We start from the raw sequence: 23,933 nt of genomic DNA, 5'->3' as shown, positions 1-23,933 counted from the left end.
GGTGCATCAGTAGGTCTGTGCCGCGCTGACCTGGACTGCCTTGCGCAGTGGCAGTGGCAGCGGGTTGCTGTCACGCGTGGTCAGTTTTTCCGGGTACAGGGTGATCAGCGTCCTGTTGAGGGTCAGGTTCTCCGAGTCTGCACCGACGAGAATCTTGAACTTCCCGGCGTCCACGTCCCAGCTTGCCGTCTTGTCGACGTAATAGGCCAGGGAGCGGGAGTCTATCGGTACGCTGACAGTCTTGCTCTCGCCGGGTTGCAGGTACACCTTGGTGAAGCCCTTGAGCTCTTTCTCCGGACGGTCCACCGCAGGTTTGACCGGCTGTACGTACAGCTGTGCCACTTCGAAGCCTGCCTTGTCACCCGTATTGGTTACGGTGAATTTAACGTCGATTGTCGAGCCCGGCATCAGCACGTTGGTCGACAGTTTCAGGTCGCTGTAGCTGAACGTGGTGTAGGACAGGCCATAACCGAACGGGTAGAGCGGCTTGGCGTGTTTCTTGTCATAGCCGCGATAACCCATGTACAGGCCTTCGCTGTAGGTCATTTCGGTCAGCGGATTGCTGCCGCGATAGGCAGTTGGGTCCGGATAGGAGGCATAGCTTGGGTTATCCTCGATTTTCTTGTCGATCGTCACCGGCAGTTTGCCCGACGGGTTGACCTTGCCATAGAGGATCTCGGCCAGCGCCTGACCGCCTTGCTGGCCCGGGAACCAGGCTTGCAGCGTGGCGCCGACCTTGTTCGCCCATGGCTGCATGTTGGCCACGCCGCCGCCATGCATGACGACGATGGTGTTGGGGTTGGCCTTGGCGACGAAGCTGATCAGTTCAGCCTGTTGATCGGGCAGATCGAAGCCGTGGTCAGAGCCTTCGCCTTCGTTCTCGGACGTGTTCCCTGTAGCGACCACGACTGCATCGTATTTCGACAGGTCTTTTGGCGGACGCAACGACGCCCAGCTCATCTGCACGCCTGTCAGGCTACCCAGTACAGGGATGAAGTTGCCTTGTACGCGCTGGTATTCCAGCTTCACACTGTAGGTCTTGCCAGCCGACAATGCTGCGGTTTTCCCCGACGTTGTCAGCGCGTTCACTACGTCACCGGAGTAAGGCACGCCGTCGCTCCGCAACACGAGTTCATCGTTGACCCACAGCTTGTACGGGCCGTCTGCCCGCACCTTGAACACCTGAGCGCCCGAGACGGTTGGTTTGATGGTGGTGGTGAACCGCGCCGAGAATGCGCCGGGTGACGGGCTGAAGCCAGACACCGCAGTACTGCCAGCGTTGGTGACGTTGCTGCCGGTGGTCCAGTTCAGGTTCAAGCCTGGTTCCACGCGCGTCAGCACCGGGTCGCCGGAAAAACTGGTATTGGAGAAGTACTCGGCTTTTACCCCGGCGTTGCTGATTCCGTTGTCGCCGGTTGCCGGCTGATACCACACGGAACTGGCCGGATTCAGGCTCATTTCCGAGAGGTAGGTGACATCGGAGCTGCTGGACGCCAGTTGCTGCAGGCCGCTCAGCTCGGTTACATAGCTGTTGGGCGGCGAGTTAGCGGTGCCGAAAGGGGATGCCGGGACATCGTGCGCCCAGTTGCCGATCACGGCGATTTTCGCCGAGCGCGCCAGCGGCAGCAGCGGTTTGCCCGCAGCGGTGTTTTCGTTGCGCAGCAGTACGATGGATTCGCGCGCGGTATTCAGCGCAGCACGCATGCCGTACTCGGGATGCTCCAGGGTCTTGGCGGTGTTGAGGTTTTCCTGGAGGTCGTAGCTGACGATGGCGCGCAGGTTACGTTTGACCTTGTCGTCGATCACGTTCTGGGTCAGTTGCCCGCTCCACAGGTAAGGCAGCAGTTTGGCTTCGGTAAACTGCAGGCCGGATGGCATGTCGATGTCAGTACCGGCCCATGCGCCCTTGAACGCATCGTGAATGGCGTTGAAGTCACTGATGACCATGCCCTGATAGCCCCATTCACCTTTGAGCACTTCAGTGATCAAGTGATGGTTTTCACAGGCATAGTCGCCATTGACCTTGTTGAAGCCGCACATGATCGAGGCGACATTGGCGTTCTTCACCATCGATTCGAAGCCCGGCAGGTACAGTTCACGCAGGGTGCGCTCATCGACCTTGATGTCGACCGCCTGACGATTGGCTTCCTGCTCGTTGGCCAGGTAGTGCTTGCCGCTGGCCTGAATACCTTGGGCCTGAATGCCGTTGACAATGGCCGGTGCCAGTACCGCGCCGAGGAACGGGTCCTCACCGCTGACATATTCTGCCGAACGACCGTTGTAGGGCGTGCGGTACAGGTTGACGCCTGGCGACAGCATCTGCTGGCCGCCGGAAATGCGTGTCTCATAAGCGATGGCCAGGCCGAATTCCTTGGCCCGGTTGATGCTCCAGGTCGCTGCCAACGCGGACTGCGAAGGGTACTGAGCGCCGAACGTGGCATTGTTGACGTGCACGCCCATGGACGAGTCATACGCCACTGTGCCCTTGATGCCCCACTTGAGCAGGGAAGGGACCATGTGGCCGTCATCGACGCGGGTAAAGTTGATCTTTTCCGACTGGCTCATGTTGTCGAGAATCGAGCTGACGCGCGCTTCGACTGCATTACCGGTCGCCGGGGTCACGGCGGCGAGCGCAAGGTTGGCCTGCATGACGCTGAACGTCAGCAGGCTCAGGCCCAGCGTCTGTTTGAAGGCTGACAAGGCAAGTGTCCTTCCGGTCGATGTGATCGGTTGATTGAGGTTATTCATGGTCGTTGTGCCTGGGCAGGGGCGTCGTCGGTGTCCACCGGCGCTTCGAGCAGGGACGACGAACTCTGTTGTTGAGCCGGGTTGATCTTGTCGGCGCCTGATAACTGGTCGCGCTTGGCTTCCACCTGCGTCCGGATCTGTTGATCGGACACAGCGGTATTTGCGTTGGAAGTTGAGTCCGCTGACAGTGCGCAGACACTGTGCGCGCACAAAAGTACTGCACTGAAAACAGACAGCATGGTTCTAGTCATCGATTGCATCTCGATTAATGGTTTGCAGGAGAAAAACAGACGGCTGTCGCAATGACACATCGCTTGGCTGAACAATAAGTCCAGCGAGACAGTAAAAAGTTCACCGGTGGATAAAGTATTACTAACCTTGTTTTTATTAAATGATATCAGTTGGCCTTCATGAGGGTTTTCTTGAAGAAAAGCAATTGGGTTGAGGATTTTTATAGTTATAAATGGCCATTTCGTCGTTTAAATTGGTTTTAATTGTTATAAAAATGCTGATTTTTAGGTTTTAATTGCTTTTTAATAAACCTAACTGTAGTTAGGTTTAGCGATCTGATAAGCTTTGCAATCTAACGCTTTTACGTGCGTTAAACATAAGCGACTTATAGTCTATTCAGGTCGTTCCTATAAACTATTGATGGGCTCAATGGTTATTTTTTTAATGCGCTTCAATAAATATAGTGGTCTGCGAAGTGCGCAAAAAAATGACGCTTTGTGAACAGCTTTATTTAAGGTTAAGCGTGTGTTGTGCAGGTCGGGAAGAGCGGTATCGGGTGTCGACTGTTTTGCGCGTCAGGCTTCATTACGTTAAAGGCAAATGCGGTGAGTTACGAATGTCCACGCGTTGACCTCGCGATCTTGAGCATCGTCAAGCGATCGTGCTCGAACAAACCCCAAAAGCTTACGTTTGGTCAAATTTACCGGGAGCTGGTGCGCGCGTACGCTCGTGCCCCGACCATCCACGTTTGTGTGGGAGCGGTCGACACGCTGGTCAGGGAGGGGCTTCTGATCTCGGCAAGAGTCCTGGAGCCCGATCAGTCATTTCCTTATACCCAGCACATCATCAGCGGCCTGACCGAGATCGGCGCAGCCTCGCTTGCCAGCTGTGAAGACCCTGTGGTCACTCAGTGCAGTGTCACTCGCTATACGGCAGCGAGAGGTAGTACTGACCCAGTTCGGTCAGCTTGCCCTCAGCGTCCAGCAAGCTGGAAAAGTGCGGGTCCGGGTTCATCCGGCCAGTGAACCAGGCGTACCTGAACACGTCCGGGCGCTGCTCAAGCGTGGCGACCATCTCGGCCATCTGCTGCTTCTGCTTTTCGACCGTATCAATCTGCATTCCGTCATCCAGGGCGTGCCAATTGGCGAACTCGGTGACCCAGAAGGGTTTTCCGTACTTCGACAGCCGATCGAGCATTCCCGGCAAACCATAGTCGTACCAGTGAAAAGCCAGGTAATCGATGCGCGGGTCGCGATTCTGATTCATCGATCGATAGGCTGTGTAGAAGGCATCGAGCCATACCACCGGGTCGCCGTAGCCCGGCATGGTTCCCCAGTTCATCGCTGGCCCCACCAGTTTTACGCCGGTCTGGGCGGCGATCTGTTCCAGCCTTGGCCAGAAGCTGGCCGCCGCTTCGGGCGTCATGTTGGCCTGGTCGAGCAGATTCGGCTCATTGATCACCAGCAAATAGCGAATGGCTGAGTGAGCCAGCAGGTATTGCTTCAACTGACCGTCGTCAACGTTGCCGTTCCACACCATCGGAATGAAATCCACACCGTACATCGACGCATAATCGTATGACGCCAGACGGTCATGGGGTCTGGGGCTCCAGTTGTACCACCAGCTCACGCCTGACGATAACGCACTCAGGTCGGCGGGCAGGGCGACGTCGTAGGCAATGCCGCGCTTGGCGCTTTTTTCTGCAGCCCATGCCGGTGCCATGCACAGGCTGAGCATCAGCGTCACAAGGGCCAGAAAATTCGGAAAGAAACGTGCTGACGGGTTCTGCGGGGGCATTGGCAAATCTTCCTTGAGGGTGGGGAGGCGCAGAGCATGCGCTGCAGTCAGCCAGCAGAAAGCATGCCACCTGTATCGCCCCGTTACCCTGCCAAACCCTGACAGGCATGACTACCCGTAATGACTTGTTACCAAGGATCTCCCTCTGCCTGGCGCAAATCCAGCGTGCCGCTGTCACTGAAGCGCATCGTACCGAACAGGCCGCCAGCCAGCTTGCCGCGAAGTGTATAGGGCAGGTTGTCCAGGCGCTGGCTTTGGGACAGTCCCAGCGCCTGGCGCAAGGCGGCGAACGCCGACACGCTGACCGGCACCACCAGCACCGCCTCGGAGAAGCGTCCTACGGTGCCTTTCTGGTTGCTCACACCCGAAGCCAGCAGCTTGCCGTTCACGTCCAGATCCAGCGCCACACCGTTGTAGTTGATCTCGGTTTCGTTCGGGTTCTGCACCCGCAATGTGACCGCCATGCGCAGTTCAAGTCCTTGCCCGGGGACGGGTTCGATACCGACGACATTGATCGTCAGCGGGTCTCGATGGGGGATGAGTGCACACGCGCTCAGGCCAAGGATAAGCAGGCCTGAGAGCAGGGCGCGGATCGGGCGTAGCGACATTCGTGTGCTCCAGCGTCGGGTTCAGTCATCTTCAGACCTCGTCTGCCGTGAGAGATTCGTCCTGTCGGGCGCAATGCCGGGATACCCGCTAATCTGCCTGTCTCAACCATTGCGTCCGCAAGACAGCAGGTTGATGATTCGACCGTTCCTATAAAAACAAGACTGGAGATAATCATGTCCACCGAAAGGACACCCCTTCATCAAGACCCAGTGGTCATTGTCAGCGCTGCACGCACGCCCATGGGCGGTTTTCAGGGTGATCTGCAGAGCCTCAGTGCCACAGAACTGGGTTCGATCGCCATCCGCGCAGCCGTCGAGCGGGCAGGCATTGAAAGTGCAGACGTGCAGCATGTGCTGTTTGGTTGTGTGCTGCCGGCGGGCCTCGGTCAAGCGCCCGCCCGACAAGCTGCACTGGGGGCCGGGCTAGGCAATGCGACGCTGTGCAGCACGGTCAACAAGATGTGCGGTTCTGGTATGCAGACCGCAATTATGGCCCATGACCTGTTGATGGCAGACAGCACGGCGGTGGTAGTGGCTGGGGGCATGGAGAGCATGTCCAATGCACCTTACCTGCTGGACCGTGCGCGCAATGGTTACCGCATGGGGCATGGCAAGGTGCTGGACCATATGTTTCTTGACGGCCTTGAGGATGCCTATGAGCCGGGTCGGTTGATGGGCACCTTCGCCGAAGACTGCGCCGGGTTGAACGGTTTCAGTCGCGAGACGCAGGATACGTTCGCTCTGGCGTCACTGGCCCGCGCGCAGGAGGCCATCACCGAGGGTCATTTCGACGCCGAAATCGTTCCGGTGCAGGTCACCGTGGGCAAAGAGTCCAGGCAGATCATTCACGATGAACAACCGCCCAAGGCGCGTCTGGACAAGATCCCGACGCTCAAACCCGCCTTTCGCGAGGGCGGTACGGTCACGGCAGCCAACTCCAGCTCAATTTCCGATGGCGCCGCAGCACTGCTGTTGATGCGTCAGTCCGAGGCGCAGCGGCGAGGGTTGCGGCCCTTGGCGGTGTTTTACGCACATGCGGCATTTGCCGACCAGCCGGGTCTGTTTCCAACCGCACCGATAGGCGCCATTCAGCGTCTGCAGAGCAAGACAGGCTGGGCGCTGGACGACGTCGATCTGTTCGAGATCAACGAAGCGTTTGCAGTCGTGCCGCTGGTAGCGATGAGTGAACTGGGCCTTGCGCACGAGAAAGTCAACGTCAACGGTGGGGCGTGCGCGCTGGGTCACCCGATAGGCGCTTCGGGCGCGCGGATCATCGTGACGCTGTTGGCGGCTTTGCAGCGCAGGCAGCTCAAGCGCGGGATGGCGGCGATTTGTATCGGTGGCGGAGAGGCCACCGCTGTCGCCATTGAAATCATTGATTAGATAATTTATTCAAAGGCTTAAGATTTTTTGTGAATGTAGATTCTAGATTTCACGACCATGCGCGGTTATTAATAAAAAAGGATATTTTTCAATGCCTTACGAGACAATTCTAAGTGAGATTATAGGTATGGTTGGCGTTATCACGCTGAGCCGTCCCAAGGCACTGAATGCATTGAATGCTCAATTGATTGACGAGCTGAACCATGCACTCGACCAGTTCGAAGCAGACAGTGCCATCGGCTGCATCGTGCTGACCGGCTCGGAAAAAGCCTTTGCTGCCGGTGCCGATATCAAGGAAATGGTCGACCTGTCCTACCCGCAAATCTACCTGGACGATCTGTTTCGTGAAAGTGATCGGGTGGCCGCGCGGCGCAAACCCATCGTGGCGGCAGTGGCCGGTTTTGCCTTGGGTGGAGGCTGTGAACTAGCGTTGATGTGCGATTTCATTCTGGCGGCTGAAAACGCCAGATTCGGGCAGCCGGAGATCAATCTCGGTGTGTTGCCCGGCATGGGCGGGACGCAGCGTCTGACTCGCGCCGTCGGCAAGGCCAAAGCCATGGAAATGTGCCTGACCGGTCGCCTGATCGATGCTCACGAAGCCGAGCGTGCCGGACTGGTTGCTCGGGTAGTGCCACTTGAGCAGTTGCTGCCGGAAGCCCTCGCGGTAGCGGCGGTAATCGCCGGCAAGTCCCTGCCGGTGGCGATGATGGTCAAGGAGAGCGTCAACCGCGCGTTCGAGGTCAGTCTGGCCGAAGGCATCCGGTTCGAGCGCCGGGTGTTTCACGCAGCCTTCGCCAGTCACGATCAGAAGGAGGGCATGAACGCCTTTATCGACAAGCGCCAGCCGGATTTCAAGGACTGCTGATCTAAACGACCCAGAATCTGGATGTGCTGCGCATCAATGTGCAGCTCGGCCGTCTGCCCGTGAACAATCAACTCGCTGTCTGTTGTAACGCGCAGGTGCTCGCCGCTCGCAAGTCGAATGCAATCGGCTGGTTTTGCAGACTGGTCGCCGTGCCACAGACTTTCTTGCGAGGCGTATTCAGCTGTTGGCAGGGCTGCGCAGATAATCGGGCGCTCGGGATGACTGTCCAGATAACGGACCAGTACGCGTGAGCCAGGTAGCAACTGATGAATCTCGCGGCAGGCTACCAGCGCCATCTGCCAGCGCTGGGTGGCTCGGTCTGCCGGGTGTTGCGCTTGCCAGTCGAAACGAACCGGTCGATAGCCGGGCTGTTCTACGTACGGGTCGCTGTCTTGCAGCGTGGCTATATGATCGCCTGTGGCGGCCGGTCGAGGATGTCTGACTGAAGGGCGAAACGGCATCGCCCAGGGGATGGCCTTGAAACGGTTGCCATAGCCATTGCCTGATAGCTGTGCGGCTGCGGGCGATGAGCGCTGCTCGTCGCTGAGGATGCGCAGGATTGCCAGGGCATCATGGGCGACGGCCCCTCTGAGCAACTGTAATTGCCGACCCGCGTGCAGCACTTCGGTCAGCAACCATTGATCGTTAAGCAATGGCTCCGGGTGATCAAGCACCTGTATGACTTCGCCACTGCGCAAGCCAGACCGGTTGCTGCGCCCGCTGACGTCGCGCCGTTCGCAACGCAGGCGCTCCAGCTCGCGCATGCCGCGCTGGCGACTCAGCGCCTCTTCCTGGCTGATTGGGCCGCGAACGCCTGACGGTTGAAATGCATGATTGGCTGCGGGCGTTGTGGCGTTCTCGTCGTGCTTAGACGAGGGAGGCTGCGTCTGTTTCAGGCCTGTAGCGGGTTGTCGCGAAACGCCTGGAAGCGTGAGTACTTCTGCCATGTGCAAGAGCGTCCCGGTCGATGTGCCTGACTGTTCCTGGGGCTTGAAGCGAAAGGGTACCGGCTGTGCCGGAAAGCTTGCAGAGTCATCCGAGAACACCAGCCGATGGCCGCTCTGACGATGTTCGAAACGGAAATGAATGCCTTCTTCTTCGCACAGGCGTTGCAGCAGGTGCAGATCGCTTTCGTCGTACTGGATATGCAGCGGTCTGGCCGGGTAAAGACCGTTCATGTGCTCAAAGCGGTAAGCGTTTGCGCCAATACCGTGTGTTTCCAGCAACTGAGCGATTAACTGAGGAGGCGCAATATCCTGATAGATGCGCCGATGCCGATGGGCTGCAAGCTTGCCAAGGCTGGGCATCAGGATCAGGTGATAAAGGCTCACGCGAGCCCCGCTGTGGATTCGGGCCGCATGGCAGATCTGGCCATGCACGCCGCTGCGACGCTCACCGAGCCTCAAAAACGCTTCTCGGTGCAGCAGGCTGCGCACATCCAGAAGAGGGTCGCCGATCAGCCAGATGTCGAAGCGATACGCTTCATTGAGAGCGTCCCGGCCGGTGAAGCTGATGACATGCAGATCCGTCTGGCAGTCGGTAATCGCCAGTATGATTGGCATTTGCAGGTCCTTGCGCATCTGCGGGGCTCTCTACCTTCAAAATCAGGGTGCGCAGGTTACGGAATACCTTGGCCTAAAAGCATTGCTGCAAGGTTTTTCGGAAAAAGACTACAAGCGGTGATGGAAAGCGGATGATTGCCGTCGGCCCGATTGGCAGCCATCTTGGCGAGTTCGTTTGAGCAATGTGCGCGGCGGGGGTTTCATCTGCCGTGATCGCGTATAAAATGCGCCGCGCCGGACAGGGTATTTGCCGGTGACCCTTTTTCAGCGCCTTGCCAGCGCCGCGTTCTGTCAGTCATGCAGGCGCAGGCGGCGAGGTGCCTAGCGAATCAAGAGAGCAGACATGGGCGCACAGTGGAAGGTCAAGCATAAAGAAGCGGCAGCCAATGCCAAGGGACGCACGTTTGGCAAGCTGTCCAAGGAGATCATGATCGCCGCACGCGCTGGCGCAGACCCGGACATGAACTCGCGTCTGCGGCTGGTAGTGGAACAGGCCAAAAAGGCTTCGATGCCGCGCGAAACCCTGGAGCGTGCCATCAAGAAAGGCGCAGGCCTGCTGGGCGAGAGCGTCAACTTCGAGCGTCTGACCTACGAAGGCTTTGCGCCACATCGCGTACCGGTGATCGTCGAGTGCCTGACCGATAACATCAATCGTACGGTCTCGGAAATTCGCGTGCTGTTCCGCAAGGGCCAGTTGGGTGCTGCGGGCTCGGTATCGTGGGACTTTCTGTACCAGGGCATGATCGAGGCCATACCCGCTTCACCGGACGCAGATCCAGAGCTGGCGGCAATCGAAGCCGGTGCCCAGGATTTCGAGCCTGCTGAAGAGGGCGCCACACTGTTCCTGACCGAATCCACGGACATGGATGCGGTCTGCAAGGCGCTCCCTGAATTTGGTTTCACCGTGCAGTCCGCGCAATTGGGTTATCGCCCGAAAAGCACTGTGGATGGCCTGACCGAGGAGCAGATGGCCGAAGTCGAAGCGTTTCTCGAAGCCATCGACAATCACGATGACGTGCAGAACGTATACGTGGGTCTGGCCGGCTGATCACTGTGTAATGGAGCGCTTTACGCGCTCCATGCTTTCATCTGTAGAAGAATCTCCGCCAGTGACGGTCGTCGCTGGCAATCAGGCTGCACGCAACTCGCCTGAAGCGCCTGTAGCCCCTGCATTACGTTCTGATTCTGCTCATCGGCATTGCAGCGCTCCAGCAATTCTCCCAGCAAGATACCGAATGCCCGTGTTTCGATGCGCTCCAGCGCCTTTCCCTGTGCCGCTGACGGGTGAAACGACGCCGCGCCGAAGTCGCTCAACAGGCAGTTGCCATCCTCCTGCACAAGAATGTTGTGGCCATAAAGGTCGCCATGCGTGATGCCGTTGGCATGCAGGTGCGCAGTGGCCGACGCGATGCCTTCGGCGATACGTAACAGCACCGGCAGCGAAAAGCGTGTTTCGCGGGCATAGACATCGCGGGTACAGGATTCCAGGCTCGGCGGCCCGGCAAGATTGCCGAAGTCGGGCGCTATCAGTTCCATGACCAGGCCACGCTGCTGATCGGGATGCCCGCTGATTTGCCCGAGCACCTCGATCAGGCTGGCGTGACGGCCAGCGGCGATGCAGGCGGCCATTTCATTGAGAGGTGAGCCATCGCTGGTGACACTGCCCTTGTACAGCTTGACCGCCGTCATTCGCTCATTGTTTGCGTGCCGCCAGAGCGCCTGCTGAATGATCCCGGACGCGCCTTCGCCCAGGCGCTGACCGATGCTCAACTGATGCCACGGGATCTGACGGATCGGCTCGGCCCGGTGTTCGGCACACAGTGGATTGTCGGCATAGGCGAGCCATGCCAGGGCTGGCAGGCTCAGCAGCCAGTCCGGCAGCTCGGTCAGGCGATTGGCGGCAATGCGGATCAGCTCCAGGTTGTGGCAATCAGCGAGGGTCGCGGGCAGCGTACGCAAGCGGTTGCCAGCGAGCATGAGCTTTTGCAGGTCCGGGCGACGGCCCAGTTCATCAGGCAGGTACTCGATACAGTTATCGGTCAGTATCAGCCAGCGCAGGCGCGGTGGCAGTGCTGCGGCGCTGACCTGTTCAATGCGATTGGCCTTGAGGCCGACAATCTGCAGCTGCTGGCATTGGCCGATGCTTTCCGGCAAGTGCGTGAAGGCGTTGTCTGACGCGAACAGCACGCGCAGCCGGGTAAGGCGGCACAGGTCGTCAGGCAGCGACGTCAACGAGTTGCCGCTGATGTTCAATACTTCCAGGGTGTCCGCCAGGTCGAATACCTCGACCGGGAATTCGCTCAGGCCGCAGGAAAGGTCAAGCCGTTTGATACCTGCCAGCTTGCCGGCGCGTAGATCTGCGAGGGTGTGCATGAATAGGCTCGGTCATGGATATCGTACAAGGCGCGCATCATAACGGGTGTTTCAGCCACTGACTGCTGCAAGCATTGCCTCAGCTCAGGCAGCGCTCCACCCATTGACGCACGCGTTCGGGCGTGGGGGCCGATTCGGAATACAGAATCCGGTAGATCATCGGCGCAACAATGGCATCAATCAGGTCGTCGGCGGTCGGCGAGGCTTCGCCGCGAGCAGTCGCACGGTCAATCATCACCTGCAATTGTTCGCGGACCATTGCCGCGCACCTGCCGACACAGCCAGAGGTGCTGGCGACCACATCGCGCATCAGGGCGCGACCTGGGGTCGAAGACATTTCGTCGAGATACATTTCGCTCCAGGTCAGCAGGTCCTGGTGCAGACTGCCTTGATCTATTGGCGCATCTGGGCGCAGATGCTCAATGGCGGCGTCTGCCAGCAACGTCGTCAGGTCACCCCAGCGGCGATAAATGGTCGACGGCGTAACGCCTGCCCGGAGTGCGATCATTGGCACGCTGAGCGCAGAACGATCATGCTCCAGCAACAAATCGCGGACAGCGCGGTGAATGGATTCCTGCACGCGGGCGCTACGGCCTCCGGTGCGTACTGCTTCTTTGATAGCCATACGGCGGACCTTAACACAAAGTATTTGCTTTAAGCGCTCCTCCGTCGCACACTCCGCAAAAGCTAATTTATGGCTTTAACAGGTTGCATTGGCGGAGAGCGCATTCATGTCCCTTTCTTCACAAGGTTCGACGCTATCAGACCTCAAGTCTGATGGTCGGGCACGAAGCCACCTCGGGTTTCTGGCTTTCACCACACTGTGCTTCTTTGCCGCGTCCAGCACACCCACGCCGCTTTATCACCTGTATCAGGAGGCATGGGGCTTCTCTTCCGGCGTGCTCACCCTGATTTTTGCAGTGTATGCATTCAGTCTGCTGGCTGCCTTGCTGATCGGCGGCTCGTTGTCTGATTACCTGGGGCGGCGTCCGGTGGTTTTCGGTGCCTTGCTGCTGCAAATCGTTTCGATGCTGCTGTTCATTTTCGCCAGCGATGTTACCTGGCTGATGGCCGCGCGTCTGTTGCAGGGGTTTGCTACAGGACTTGCTGCCAGTGCATTGGGGGCTGCCTTACTGGACAGCGATTCAGTCAAAGGGCCGCTGATCAACAGCATCTCGCCCATGCTCGGCATGGCGGTGGGTGCGCTGGGCACGGCACTGCTGGTGCAGTTCGCGCCGTTACCGCTGGTGTTGGGTTACTGCTTCCTGCTGGCCGCCTTTGTCGCGCAGGCGATTTACCTTGGCAGAGTGGCGGAAACCGTTAGCCGCCAGCCAGGCGCCTGGCAATCCCTCAAGCCATCGCTGCACGTTCCGCAGCAGTCGCGGCGTATGTTATGGCTGGTACTGCCGGTGGATATAGCAGCCTGGGCACTGGGCGGCTTTTTTCTGTCGCTGAGCCCGTCCTTGCTGGCAGCGGCGACTGGCTCGAACTCGCCACTCAACGGTGGCCTGGCGGTTGCGGCGCTGACGCTCAGTGGCGCGCTGGCGATTCTGAGCTTGCGTCAGCGGGAGCCGGTGCTGGGCTTGTGGGTAGGTGCAAGCTTTTTGCCGCTCGGTGTGGCGGTCATTCTGCTGGCGGTCAACCTGGGCATGTTGTGGCTGTTCTTCGTCGGTGCGGTGGTGGCGGGTATCGGTTTCGGATCAAGTTTTCTCGGTGCACTGCGGATGCTCATGCCAACGGCGCATGCTCATGAGCGGGGAGGGCTGATGTCGGCTTTTTTGGTACTCAGCTACCTGGCCTTCTGCATACCGGCACTGATTGCCGGGTTCTTCGCCCACTCGGCAGGGCTGGTGATGACCAGCAATGTCTACGGAGCAGTGGTGATCATGCTGGCATTGATCGCCTTGGCGAGTTTGATCGTGCGCCGTACGGCCAGCAAAAACAAAAATGCCCACGTTTAAGTGGGCATTTCGGTTCGCCGACAGACAGGAGCCCTCAGCGCAGGTCGTTAACCATCTCGGCCAGCACGGTCAATACATCCCCGGCCAGTTGCGCGGAGCGCTTGCCTGACCAGCCGGTGACAGGGTCTGGCGCGTTGTTGTGATCCTTGAACGGCATCTCCAGCGTCAGCGCCAGGCATTTATAGCGTTCGCCCACGGCATTTGCCGCCAGGTTCATATTGGCTTGGCCGGGCGCGCTGCGCGGGTAGCCGTAGACCGTCTGGAAGTTCTCGCTGACCTCGCACAGACGGCTGCGAAAGCGCTCTTCAAGCTGGCGTTGATGCGCGGTATAACCGGGGTTGCCCTCACAGGCTGCGGTGAATACGTACGGGATTTCCTCGTCACCATGCACGTCGAGGAACATATCCACGCCGTATTTTTCCATCTGCTGCTTGATGAAGAAGACTTCCGGGCTTTGTTCTTCAGTGCTGTCCTGCCACGCGCGGTTGAGATCCTTGCCGTTGGCATTGGTACGCAAGTGGCCATGAAAGGCGCCGTCCGGGTTGACGTTGGGCACCAGATACAGGTCGGCGTTGGCGAGTAATTGCTGCAGCACCGTGTCGTTTTTTTGCTGAAGGCGTTCGATCACGCCCTCCATGAACCATTCAGCCATGTGCTCGCCGGGATGCTGCTGGGCAATCATCCAGATCTTGCGCTTGCCTTCGGCACCGTCACCTTTGCGCAGCAGCTGAATATCACGACCCTCGATACTTTTGCCGACAGCCAGCAAGTGTGCGCCGGCCTTTTCCTGCGCCTGTTCGATCAGCCAGTCATGGCGCTCACGGCTGTAGGGTTCGAAGTACGCAAACCAGACTTTCGGCTGGTCCGGGGCCAGGCTGAAATTCAGCGCCTTGCCGTCGAAATCCGACGCTACCCGAAACCAGTTCTCATGGTCGTAGGACGCCACGGCGTTGTAGCCGGTCCAGGCATTATTGAAAGTGGACTCGCTGGCATTAGTCAGGCTGAAACCATAGGTCTGGCCGACGTTCAGGCCTTCTGCCTTGAAATGAAACCACTGGAAATGCGCGCTTTGCGTGTCCGGCCGGATCGCCAGGCTTATATGCGTCGGGTCGCTTGCGTCGAGAACCTGAATATTGCCGCTGTCGAAATCCGAACTGATCGTGAGGGTCAAGATAGGTGCCTGCGTACGTAGATGCCTTTTCAGGCCGCTACTGTACACCGATCAACCGGGCACCTTGCGACGTAAACTTCATCCCAACGGTCCTCCTGTGTCAGGAAATAGCCTCGGCTGTGACCATCAGGCTGCAGATGAATGCCGTCAGCAGGCACCACACCAGATAGGCACGACGCTTGCGTCGATGCCAGCCGGACGCCCCGAGCAACAAGGCAGGGGCCTGTAATTGGCGCCACATGCGCTCGCTGTTCTGGAACGCTGAAAGGTGCGCGGCATCGGCGTCCAGCCAGTGGCGAAATTCGATGCGTTCGCTGGCCGTTGCAGCAGGGCTCTGCAAGTGCACATACCAGCGGCTGGCCTGATCCTGAATGGCACGGCTGTCATCGGTGCTCTGAAGATGTGCCTTGCCAAGTGCGCGAAGCATCGCGCGCTCTACCCGGGCGAGATCGACATCCATGAAGCGGGCGATATCAGCATACGCCAGACCATCAAGCCGGCTGAGCAGGAATATCTGCCGGGTACGGCGCGAAAGCTTGCCCAGCCGGTGGCCGAGTTCGATGACCTGCGGCGTGGGCTGCGGCTCAGGCAGACGGGCGGGGAGGTGCAGCAAAGAAGGGAGCTGATTACTCATGATGTATCGCTCGCTGATCTTCCATGGGGATTGTTCCTTGCAATGACCGGTATCGTCCGTGACAAGGGTAGACTAGTGAATACGAGAATCATTCTCAAGTGAAAAGTTGCAGCATTTACTTTTTATATGTCGTATCCGGGCATTTTCGCTGCAAAAACATGACCCGTATCAGGGTTGCTTTGCTATGATCCGCGCCATTGCTACACACCTGCGCAGTACCCAGACTTCATTAGCCTGAAGCAGCGAAACCAAAAGAAAGAACCAAAAAAAAGACCCGGCAAAAAGCCGGGTCAAGAACCGTGATTAGCCTGATGAGGAGATAATCAGGAAGCCGACCTAAGACTTCCAGGTTATCCAGCGGATCTCGCGACCCGCTGATGCAATAATAATCATTATCATTTGCAAGTCAAATGTTTTTATTGCCCTCATCGATACAGATAATCCGCCAGCGCCTGCTCGGCGGATTTTTCTTTTTCGTTCCCACCCGACATCCTCTAGTCCAGCGGCAACTCCGTGGTGCGTTTCACCGTGCTCATGGCAATGTTCGAGTGGGCCTCATGTACGTGCGGCAACTGCAGCAAATGATCGCGCAGAAAGCGCTCATAGCTGGCGATGTCCTGAGCAACCACCTTGAGCATGAAATCCATCCCTCCGGCCATGGTGTAGCACTCCAGCACCTCCGGGTGGCCGATGATGGCCTCTTCGAATTCGGCCAGATAGCGTCGGCCATGGCCCGACAGCTTGACCTCGACAAACACGGTCATGCTCAGGCCGAGCTTCTGAGTGCTGAGCAGGGCGACAGTGCGTTCTATCACTCCGTCTTCCTGAAGCCGGTGAATGCGCCGCCAGCAGGGCGATTGCGATAACTCGACCCGTTCGGCGATTTCTGCCGCAGACAGGCTGGCGTCATGTTGCAAAAGACGAAGAATCTTGCGATCGATGGGGCTCAATTTAGGCTGCATGAATTGACCTTGTTTTTTGTTCTGATCGAAAAAAGCATGCTCAATATCAGCAGATTTGCAGGCATTTAGAAAGAAAAAGCCTCTTTGCTGCTGGCAGTCTAGTGGCAAGGCTGCCGGGTTTGACCGTCCCTGCGCAAAAGCCTGACACCTATAAGAACAAGACAAGAACAAGAGAGGTATCCGCATGTCTCTGGCTGATATTCGTCTGGATGATAAATACCGGCTTGCCACCGGTAATCTGTACCTGACCGGCACACAGGCCCTGACTCGCCTGCCGATGCTGCAAAAACAACGTGATGAAGCGCTGGGCCTGAATACCGCCGGTTTTATTTCCGGCTACCGCGGCTCGCCGTTGGGCAATCTGGACAAAAGCCTTTGGGACGCCAAGGACTACCTGCAACAAAACGCCATCCATTTTCAGCCGGGCATCAACGAAGAACTGGCGGCGACGGCTGTCTGGGGTAGTCAGCAGGTCAACCTGTTTCCCCACGGTAAATACGATGGCGTGTTTGCCCTCTGGTACGGCAAAGGCCCGGGCGTGGACCGTTGCGGAGATGTCTTCAAGCACGGCAACTCGGCAGGCGTTGCAGCCAATGGCGGTGTGCTGATTCTTGCGGGCGATGACCACGGCTGCAAATCATCGACCATTGCCCACCAGAGCGAACATGCGTTTATTGCTTCGATGATCCCGGTACTCAACCCCAGCAACGTTCAGGAAATTCTCGACTACGGCATCATCGGCTGGGAATTGTCGCGTTACAGCGGTTGCTGGGTGGCGATGAAGACCATTGCCGAGAACGTGGATTCTTCGGCCGTGGTCGAGGTTGACCCGTTGCGGGTCAAAACGCGCACTCCGGAAGATTTCGCACTGCCGGAAGGCGGTTTGCACATCCGCTGGCCGGATCCGCCGCTGGCCCAGGAAGCGCGTCTCAACACCTACAAGATCTATGCGGCCAGGGCCTTCGCCCGCGCCAATCAGCTTAACAAGGTGGTCATCGATTCTGCACACCCCAGGCTGGGCATCATTACTACCGGCAAGTCCTATCTGGATGTGCGTCAGGCGCTTGAAGAGCTGGGTATCGATCAGGAGCTGTGCGACAGGGTCGGGATTCGCGTGCTCAAGGTCGGCATGAGCTGGCCGCTGGAACCGGTGTCGGTGCACGACTTTGCCGAAGGGCTGGACGAAATTCTGGTGGTCGAGGAAAAACGCAGTGTCATCGAAGATCAACTGACCGGGCAGCTCTACAACTGGCCCGTGGACCGCCGCCCGGTGGTGGTCGGTGAGTTCGATGAACAGGGCCGCTCACTGCTGCCGAACCTCAGCGAGCTGACACCGGCGATGATCGCCAGGGTCATCGCCAAGCGTCTTGCTCCGTTCTACAGCAGCCCGCAGATCGAGGCACGTCTGCAGTTCCTCAGCGACAAGGAACAGGCGCTTCAGGCGCCGCTGTTCAACACCCAACGCACTCCGCATTTCTGCTCGGGCTGCCCGCACAACACGTCGACGCGTGTGCCGGAAGGCAGTCGCGCCCTGGCCGGGATCGGTTGCCACTACATGACCATCTGGATGGATCGCGAAACCGATACCTTCACCCAGATGGGCGGCGAGGGCGTGACCTGGATCGGTCAGGCACCGTTCACCGAAACACCTCACGTCTTCCAGAATCTGGGCGACGGTACTTACTTTCATTCCGGGCATCTGGCGCTGCGTGCAGCCGTGGCCTCCAAGGTCAATATCACCTACAAGATCCTCTACAACGATGCCGTTGCCATGACCGGTGGCCAGCCAATCGACGGCGTGTTGCGCGTCGATCAACTGAGCCGCCAGGTGTTCAACGAGGGCGTGCAGCGCATCGCACTGGTCTCCGACGAGCCGGACAAGTACCCGAGCCGGCAGGATTTCGCGCCGATTACCACCTTCCATCATCGGCGTGATCTGGACAGCGTGCAGCGCGAGCTGCGTGAGTTCAAAGGTGTGTCGGTGATCATCTACGACCAGACCTGTGCGACTGAAAAGCGTCGCCGCCGCAAACGCGGCACCATGCCGGATCTGGAAAAGCGTGCGTTGATCAACCCGGCCGTATGTGAGGGCTGCGGCGACTGCGGGGTCAAATCCGGTTGCCTGTCCGTGCTGCCCAAGGAAACGGCGCAGGGCCGCAAGCGCGAAATCGATCAGAGCGCCTGCAACAAGGATTTCAGCTGCGTCGAAGGTTTCTGCCCAAGCTTCGTCACGGTGCATGGCGGCAAGCTGCGCAAGCCTGCGGTGCCCAAGCAGGTCGAGGCGTTCGCTCGCTTGCCTGAACCTGCACTGCCGTCGCTGGAGCGGCCGTTCAATATTCTGTTGCCGGGGGTTGGCGGCACAGGCGTGACCACCGTCGGTGCAATGCTGGGTTATGCCGCTAATCTGGAAGGCAAGGGCTGCAGCGTGCTGGATCAGGCCGGTTTGGCACAGAAATTCGGCCCGGTGGTCAGCCATATCCGTATTGCAGCGCGCCAACAGGACTTGTTCGCGGTGCGTATCGCAGCCGGCGAGGCGCACCTGCTGCTCGGCTGTGACTTACTGGTGGCTGCCGGTCCGGATGCAATCGCCAAGCTCGACAGCAAGATTTCCCACGCAGTGGTCAACAGCCAGCAAACGCCGACCGCCGAGTTCACGCGCAACCCGGATGCCGTATTTCCGGCCGAGGCCATGAAGCAGACCATCATCGAGGCGGTGGGCGCTGCGAAGACCCACTTTGTCGAAGCCACATCGCTGGCCACCCGGCTGATGGGTGACAGCATCGCCAGTAACCTGTTCATGCTCGGTTACGCGTTTCAGCTGGGCCTGATTCCGTTGACCTCGGCCGCCATCGAAAAGGCGATCGAACTCAACGGGGTGGCGGTCAATCTCAATCAGCAGGCGTTTCTCTGGGGTCGTCGTACCGCCCATGATCCTGCGGCGGTCGAAGCCTTCGTCAATCCGCAGCAGAAGGTCAGCGAGCCGCAGCCAATGGACCTTGATCAGCGTATTCAGAGCAATGTCGAAACCTTGAAGGCGTATCAGAGTGGCGCCTATGCCAAGCGCTATGTGGAGCTGGTGCAACGTGTGCGCGATACCGAATCACGGGCGTTCCCCGGTCAGCAGCCGATGCTCTCTGAGGCGGTTGCGTTCAACTACTTCAAATTGCTGGCCTATAAGGACGAGTACGAAGTAGCGCGGCTGTACAGCAACGGCGAGTTCACCCGCCAGCTGGAAGCGCAGTTCGAAGGCGATTATCGACTGGAATTCCACTTGGCACCGTCATGGCTGGCAAAACGCGATCCGCACAACGGCCTGCCGCGCAAACGCAGTTTCGGCCCCTGGATGCTGCGCGCCTTCAACCTGCTGGCGAAGTTCAAATTCCTCCGTGGCACAGCGCTCGATCCGTTTGGCCACAGCCTTGAGCGCAAACAGGAGAAGGAGTTGATTGAAGGTTACGTGCGTGACATCGAGCTGATTCTTCAGCACCTGCAAGCGCAGAACCGCCATACCGCTTTGAGCCTGGCACGTCTGCCGGAGCGAATTCGTGGCTATGGCTATATCAAGGAGAGCACCATGAAAGCGGCTGCATTGCAGGCCGACATTCTGCGCAAGAGTCTGGAAAGCGGCGAGGTGGTTGCACCGAAGTTGTACGAGGCAGCTGCCTGACGGGGAGATACTTCGCATCTCCTGATCGCAGCGACCGGGGCAGATCTGCTGTGTTCTGCGCCCGGAGTACCGCCTTCGCCAATATCAGCTCGGTCTGAACAGGTGTGCATGCCTGGCGCGGTACAGCGATGACTCGCTGAACGTGTCAGCGGCAAGCACACGTCCGACCAGAATCAATGCAGTGCGGCGAAAGCCTTTGCACTGCACTTTGTCGTGAATATCCGCCAGTGTGCCAACTGCCCAGTCCTGATCTGGCCAACTGGCACGGTGCACCACGGCAATCGGGCAATCGGCTCCGTAATGCGGAACAAGCTCGTCGACAATCCGCTGCAGGTTGTTCACCCCCAGATGAATCGCCATGGTTGCCCGGTGGCTGGCCAGACTGGCCAGTTCCTCGCCGCTGGGCATTGAGGTCTTGTCGGCATAGCGAGTCAGAATCACGCTTTGCGAAACATCCGGCAGGGTCAGCTCGACGCCCAGCAGCGCAGCGCAGGCAGCGGTCGCGGTGACGCCGGGAATGATTTCGAATGGAATATTCAGTTCCCGCAGATGGCGGATCTGCTCGCCGATGGCGCCATACAGGCCAGGGTCGCCGGAATGCACGCGAGCAACGTCCAGGCCCTGCGCATGCGCGGCCTTTATCAGTTCGATGATCTGCTCCAGATGCAGCTCGGCGCTGTTGGTCACCTGCACGGCCTGATGACCCTCCAGCACTGCGAGCGGCACCAGTGAGCCTGCATAGATAATGACCGGGCATGTGCGAATCAGGCGTTGCCCCTTGACGGTGATCAGCTCGGGATCGCCAGGGCCGGCACCGATGAAATAGACAGTCAATGAATTCTCCGGAATGGATGAGCGCGGAGAGATTATCCGCTGTGTGCAGGACTTATTGCCAAGGCAAATGTGGCGTGGGCGCTTTTCTGCCTTTCGATCAGCAGGGTGGCGGTGCCGTCTCCCAGTTGCGCGGCCAGCGCCAGTGCCGAACCTTCGGCGACACCGTGACAGCCCGTAGTCTGGAAGACCTGCGCAGAACGATGGGTGAGGTACAGCTCCCACGCGACCAGTTGCGCTGCGTTGAAGAACACCAGCGGCACTGCCAGTTGCCCGGCCAGTTCAAGCAGGCCCGGTTCCTGGTCTTTCAGATCGATACATGCCAGCGCAGTGACGCTGGCAATCTCCAGGTCGATCACGCGAAGGCTGTTCTCGATCAGCTCGCGCAACGTCGCTGCAGAGCAACCGCGCCGACAGCCCAGCCCGGCCACCAGTGACGAGCCGGGCTGAACGGTCGGAGAATCAGGCCTGGTGCAGGTCGGCATCGTTTCTGCGGAACAGCCAGGCACTGATCAGCCCCATCGCGACCCAGAACAGCGCGTTGGTTAGCAGCGAGGCAAGCATGAATTGCGATTCCAGAGCTTCGGGTGCCAGGCTCTCATGGACCAGCGGCTGTGGTGCGCCGATAACGTGAGGAACGACCAGAATCGCCACGCCCAGCACTTTGAGCAGCCAGTTCTGACCAAACACCAGCAAGGCCAGCCCGGCGGCAGTCGATGCGGCCGTACCTATCCACCAGGCCTGACGCTGACTCAGTTCGGCGGCAGCGGTGCCTGGCAATTCAGGTGGCAGGCCAAGCGTGGGTGCCAGCACAAAAACCGCGAAACCGGCCAGCCCCCACCATACGCCTTGCACCGTGCGGCCCGGCGCGCGCAGGGTGTAAAGCCCGGCAAGCATCAGGGCGAAGCCTACCGCGACCACCAGATTGCCGCCCGTGGTGGACAGCACACGTTGCCAGCCGTTTTCAGGTTCCCAGGCAGCTTCGTCATGCGCATGACTGTGCTCGGCAGCCGCGCCGTCTGCATGTTCATGGACCTGTTCGGCAGATGCGTTCTCGTAGGTTTCGGCCTGCTGGATCAGTGGCACCACCCAGAAGCTTTGCAGCACGGTCAGCAACAGGGCCGCAAGCAGGCCCGTGAACCCGGCAGTTTGTGCGATTCGCTTGAACATTGTGGAGTCCTTAATGGCAAGGAAAGGCAGCGCTGTGACGGGTATCGTGTGCGGCGTTGTGTACGGCCGCGATGTGCGAGAAACCGGCGAAGTACACCAGACAGGCACCCAGCAGCGCAGCGCTGATGGCGGCTGTCAGGCGTTGAGTGCGGGTGGAGCTGGCGGCGGCGGCGTGGCTGCTGCTGATGGTTGACATGGCGATCCCTCTTGATGATTGGCAAGCGGGCCACGCGCGAAGGAACCTGCCGGCAGACGCCAGAGGTTTCAACTGCGCCCGCCCACCGCGGGTTTGTCATTGCAACGATGTCGGGCCGGTCTCCGGGCTCGCGAGGGGCTCAAACGTCGTACGTTCAAGGCCTGCAAGGTCACCTTCCCATGCCGTGGCACAGTGGATCAGACCTTCTCTCGCTTACCGTTGCGGGGGCAGCACCGGACTTGCTCGACAGCGTGAGCGCACCGGTTTCCCGTTTCACCCCGTGAGGGGCACCCGAAACAAGGCGTACAGGAGAGCATGGGCAGCGGGGGATCGTCAATCTGAACGATTGACCTGTCTGCGGTCACTGCGTAGCCTTGCCGGTTCGAGGTTCTCCATGCGTAAAGCGTTACACATGGAGCTAAGACGGGAATGCGGTACACGCCGCAGCTGCCCCCGCAACTGTAAACGGTGAGGTTCATTGCACAGCCACTGCTGCGGCGGGAAGGCGCAATGAATGCGTGTCGGCATGGTATTCATTGCCTGCCACATGCCGCCGTGAGCCAGGAGACCTGCCTCGAACCGGGCTGACCAAAAGGCCTGCGAATTATCACTACAACCGGGCGGGGTGATCCGGTGGCGATCCGATCCGTGTGCCAGACACGCGGTTCTCGTCCTGTTTGCCCGCCGCATTGCCAAAGGGCACCTGATGAAAACACTGGCCAAGCTTCCCGTCACCATCGTCACCGGCTTCCTCGGCTCGGGCAAAACCACCCTATTGCGACATATGCTCGACAACGCCGAAGGGCGGCGCATCGCGGTCATCGTCAATGAATTCGGTGAGCTGGGCATCGACGGAGAAATCCTCAAGCAGTGCACCATCGGTTGCACCGAAGAAGAGGCCAACGGCCGGGTATATGAGTTGGCCAACGGTTGCCTGTGCTGCACGGTGCAGGAAGAATTCTTTCCGGTCATGCGCGAGCTGGTCGCTCGTCGTGGCGACCTGGACCACATCCTGATCGAAACCTCCGGGCTGGCATTGCCCAAGCCGCTGGTTCAGGCTTTTCAGTGGCCGGAAATTCGCAACGCCTGCACAGTCGATGCGGTGATCACTGTCGTCGACAGCCCGGCAGTACTGGCCGGTACGTTTGCTGCGTTCCCGGATCAGGTCGATGCGCAGCGCAAACTCGACCCGAATCTGGACCATGAATCGCCTTTGCACGAGCTGTTCGCTGATCAACTGGCCAGCGCCGATCTGGTGATCCTTAACAAGGCCGACATGATCGACGCCGAAGGTCTGGCAGCGGTGCGTGCCGAAGTTGCCGAAGAACTGCCGCCAGCCGTCAAGGTGATTGAAGCCAGCAGCGGTCGTCTGCCGATCAGCGTACTGCTGGGTGTTGGCGCCGAGTCCGAGCTGCACATCGATGGTCGCAAGACCCATCATGATCATCACGACGATGACGATCATGATGACCACGATCACGATGCTTTCGATTCGATTTCCCTGAAATTGCCTCAGGCCGATGAAAAGGTGCTGCTCGACGCACTGAATCAACTGGTCGTGCAGCACGGCATTCTGCGGGTGAAGGGCTTCGCGGCCATTCCCGGCAAGCCGATGCGCCTGCTGATCCAGGGTGTGGGCACGCGTTTCGACAAACACTTCGACCGCGCCTGGCGCGCCGATGAAGAGCGTGCCACGCATCTGGTGCTGATTGGTCAGGAGCTGGACGCCGTGGCCCTGCAAGCGCAGCTCAACGCTGCGGTTGTTGGCTAACCC

Annotated in this window: 20 protein-coding genes, 1 pseudogene and 2 riboswitches; of the genes and pseudogenes, 7 read left to right on the top strand and 14 right to left on the bottom strand. The window is 59.0% G+C overall.

The window, feature by feature from the left end:
* Positions 1-6: 6 nt before the first annotated feature.
* Together RGM3321_RS17865 and RGM3321_RS17860 are read right to left on the bottom strand one after the other, a co-directional pair.
* Positions 7-2,748 (bottom strand): glycoside hydrolase family 3 C-terminal domain-containing protein, encoded by a 2,742-nt coding sequence (locus RGM3321_RS17865; RefSeq protein WP_244394166.1) that lies wholly within the window; start codon positions 2,746-2,748, stop codon positions 7-9.
* A complete protein-coding gene (locus RGM3321_RS17860) occupies positions 2,745-2,987 on the bottom strand; it encodes a hypothetical protein (protein WP_244394252.1) in 243 nt (80 codons plus the stop codon). The genes RGM3321_RS17865 and RGM3321_RS17860 overlap by 4 nt, the downstream gene beginning before the upstream one ends.
* A 555-nt stretch (positions 2,988-3,542) precedes the next feature.
* On the opposite strand from RGM3321_RS17860, the pseudogene RGM3321_RS28505 reads away from it, so the two are divergent.
* A pseudogene (locus tag RGM3321_RS28505) lies at positions 3,543-3,860 on the top strand (hypothetical protein); the annotation flags it as partial.
* Positions 3,861-3,897: 37 nt separating this feature from the next.
* Here RGM3321_RS28505 and RGM3321_RS17855 read toward each other — a convergent pair.
* Both RGM3321_RS17855 and RGM3321_RS17850 read right to left on the bottom strand, forming a co-directional pair.
* Positions 3,898-4,776: a glycoside hydrolase family protein gene (locus RGM3321_RS17855; RefSeq protein ID WP_244394165.1), complete on the bottom strand. Its 879-nt coding sequence runs from the start codon at positions 4,774-4,776 to the stop codon at positions 3,898-3,900.
* 128 nt (positions 4,777-4,904) lie between these two features.
* The gene (locus RGM3321_RS17850; RefSeq protein WP_244394164.1) at positions 4,905-5,384 is read right to left on the bottom strand and encodes an LEA type 2 family protein; all 480 of its coding nucleotides are present in this window, start codon (positions 5,382-5,384) and stop codon (positions 4,905-4,907) included.
* Between the two features lie 174 nt (positions 5,385-5,558).
* Here RGM3321_RS17850 and RGM3321_RS17845 point away from each other — a divergent pair, with 174 nt between their 5' ends.
* Together RGM3321_RS17845 and RGM3321_RS17840 are read left to right on the top strand one after the other, a co-directional pair.
* Positions 5,559-6,767, top strand: a complete 1,209-nt coding sequence (locus tag RGM3321_RS17845) for an acetyl-CoA C-acyltransferase (RefSeq protein WP_244394163.1) — start codon at positions 5,559-5,561, stop codon at positions 6,765-6,767.
* A 91-nt stretch (positions 6,768-6,858) separates the two neighbouring features.
* Positions 6,859-7,632, top strand: a complete 774-nt coding sequence (locus RGM3321_RS17840; protein WP_244394162.1) for an enoyl-CoA hydratase — start codon at positions 6,859-6,861, stop codon at positions 7,630-7,632.
* On the opposite strand, the gene tssI is transcribed toward RGM3321_RS17840, so the two are convergent.
* A complete protein-coding gene (gene tssI, locus RGM3321_RS17835) occupies positions 7,572-9,212 on the bottom strand; it encodes a type VI secretion system tip protein TssI/VgrG (protein ID WP_244394161.1) in 1,641 nt (546 codons plus the stop codon). The genes RGM3321_RS17840 and tssI overlap by 61 nt on opposite strands.
* Positions 9,213-9,537: 325 nt before the next feature.
* On the opposite strand from tssI, the gene RGM3321_RS17830 reads away from it, so the two are divergent.
* Positions 9,538-10,242: a YebC/PmpR family DNA-binding transcriptional regulator gene (locus RGM3321_RS17830; RefSeq protein WP_244394160.1), complete on the top strand. Its 705-nt coding sequence runs from the start codon at positions 9,538-9,540 to the stop codon at positions 10,240-10,242.
* Between the two features lie 20 nt (positions 10,243-10,262).
* Here RGM3321_RS17830 and RGM3321_RS17825 read toward each other — a convergent pair whose 3' ends face one another.
* A complete protein-coding gene (locus tag RGM3321_RS17825) occupies positions 10,263-11,567 on the bottom strand; it encodes a leucine-rich repeat-containing protein kinase family protein (RefSeq protein ID WP_244394159.1) in 1,305 nt (434 codons plus the stop codon).
* 79 nt (positions 11,568-11,646) lie between these two features.
* Positions 11,647-12,192 carry a TetR/AcrR family transcriptional regulator gene (locus RGM3321_RS17820; protein WP_002553247.1) on the bottom strand — a complete coding sequence of 182 codons (546 nt, stop codon included), beginning with the start codon at positions 12,190-12,192 and terminating at the stop codon, positions 11,647-11,649.
* Positions 12,193-12,298: 106 nt separating this feature from the next.
* Between RGM3321_RS17820 and RGM3321_RS17815 the strand changes: the two genes are divergently transcribed.
* Positions 12,299-13,528, top strand: a complete 1,230-nt coding sequence (locus RGM3321_RS17815) for an MFS transporter (RefSeq protein WP_244394158.1) — start codon at positions 12,299-12,301, stop codon at positions 13,526-13,528.
* A 34-nt stretch (positions 13,529-13,562) separates the two neighbouring features.
* Here RGM3321_RS17815 and RGM3321_RS17810 read toward each other — a convergent pair whose 3' ends face one another.
* From RGM3321_RS17810 to RGM3321_RS17800, 3 genes are all read right to left on the bottom strand, one after another.
* Positions 13,563-14,699, bottom strand: coding sequence for a M14-type cytosolic carboxypeptidase (locus RGM3321_RS17810; protein ID WP_244394157.1), 1,137 nt, complete (start codon positions 14,697-14,699; stop codon positions 13,563-13,565).
* Between the two features lie 100 nt (positions 14,700-14,799).
* Positions 14,800-15,333 (bottom strand): DUF4880 domain-containing protein, encoded by a 534-nt coding sequence (locus RGM3321_RS17805; RefSeq protein WP_244394156.1) that lies wholly within the window; start codon positions 15,331-15,333, stop codon positions 14,800-14,802.
* Between the two features lie 494 nt (positions 15,334-15,827).
* Positions 15,828-16,295: an Lrp/AsnC family transcriptional regulator gene (locus tag RGM3321_RS17800; protein WP_002553253.1), complete on the bottom strand. Its 468-nt coding sequence runs from the start codon at positions 16,293-16,295 to the stop codon at positions 15,828-15,830.
* Between the two features lie 184 nt (positions 16,296-16,479).
* Here RGM3321_RS17800 and RGM3321_RS17795 point away from each other — a divergent pair, with 184 nt between their 5' ends.
* Complete coding sequence (locus tag RGM3321_RS17795) at positions 16,480-19,962, top strand: indolepyruvate ferredoxin oxidoreductase family protein (RefSeq protein WP_244394155.1); 3,483 nt, start codon at positions 16,480-16,482, stop codon at positions 19,960-19,962.
* Positions 19,963-20,046: 84 nt separating this feature from the next.
* Here RGM3321_RS17795 and cobM read toward each other — a convergent pair whose 3' ends face one another.
* The 4 genes from cobM to RGM3321_RS17775 are packed head-to-tail and all read right to left on the bottom strand — an operon-like array spanning position 20,047 to position 22,159.
* Positions 20,047-20,796 carry a precorrin-4 C(11)-methyltransferase gene (gene cobM, locus RGM3321_RS17790; protein ID WP_244394154.1) on the bottom strand — a complete coding sequence of 250 codons (750 nt, stop codon included), beginning with the start codon at positions 20,794-20,796 and terminating at the stop codon, positions 20,047-20,049.
* A 32-nt stretch (positions 20,797-20,828) separates the two neighbouring features.
* Positions 20,829-21,278 carry a cobalamin biosynthesis protein gene (locus tag RGM3321_RS17785; RefSeq protein ID WP_244394153.1) on the bottom strand — a complete coding sequence of 150 codons (450 nt, stop codon included), beginning with the start codon at positions 21,276-21,278 and terminating at the stop codon, positions 20,829-20,831.
* The gene (locus tag RGM3321_RS17780) at positions 21,256-21,963 is read right to left on the bottom strand and encodes a CbtA family protein (protein WP_244394152.1); all 708 of its coding nucleotides are present in this window, start codon (positions 21,961-21,963) and stop codon (positions 21,256-21,258) included. The genes RGM3321_RS17785 and RGM3321_RS17780 overlap by 23 nt, the downstream gene beginning before the upstream one ends.
* A 10-nt stretch (positions 21,964-21,973) precedes the next feature.
* Positions 21,974-22,159, bottom strand: coding sequence for a CbtB-domain containing protein (locus tag RGM3321_RS17775; RefSeq protein ID WP_244394151.1), 186 nt, complete (start codon positions 22,157-22,159; stop codon positions 21,974-21,976).
* 95 nt (positions 22,160-22,254) lie between these two features.
* Positions 22,255-22,469, bottom strand: a riboswitch (cobalamin riboswitch).
* Between the two features lie 58 nt (positions 22,470-22,527).
* A riboswitch (cobalamin riboswitch) is annotated at positions 22,528-22,751 on the top strand.
* Between the two features lie 114 nt (positions 22,752-22,865).
* Here RGM3321_RS17775 and cobW point away from each other — a divergent pair.
* Positions 22,866-23,930, top strand: a complete 1,065-nt coding sequence (gene cobW, locus RGM3321_RS17770; protein ID WP_122260060.1) for a cobalamin biosynthesis protein CobW — start codon at positions 22,866-22,868, stop codon at positions 23,928-23,930.
* The last annotated feature ends 3 nt before the right edge of the window (positions 23,931-23,933 follow it).

Source organism: Pseudomonas sp. RGM 3321 (assembly GCF_022836805.1).
Lineage (GTDB): Bacteria > Pseudomonadota > Gammaproteobacteria > Pseudomonadales > Pseudomonadaceae > Aquipseudomonas.
Note: the sequence above shows the minus strand (reverse complement) of the source record. Positions and strands in the feature narration are given on the sequence as shown.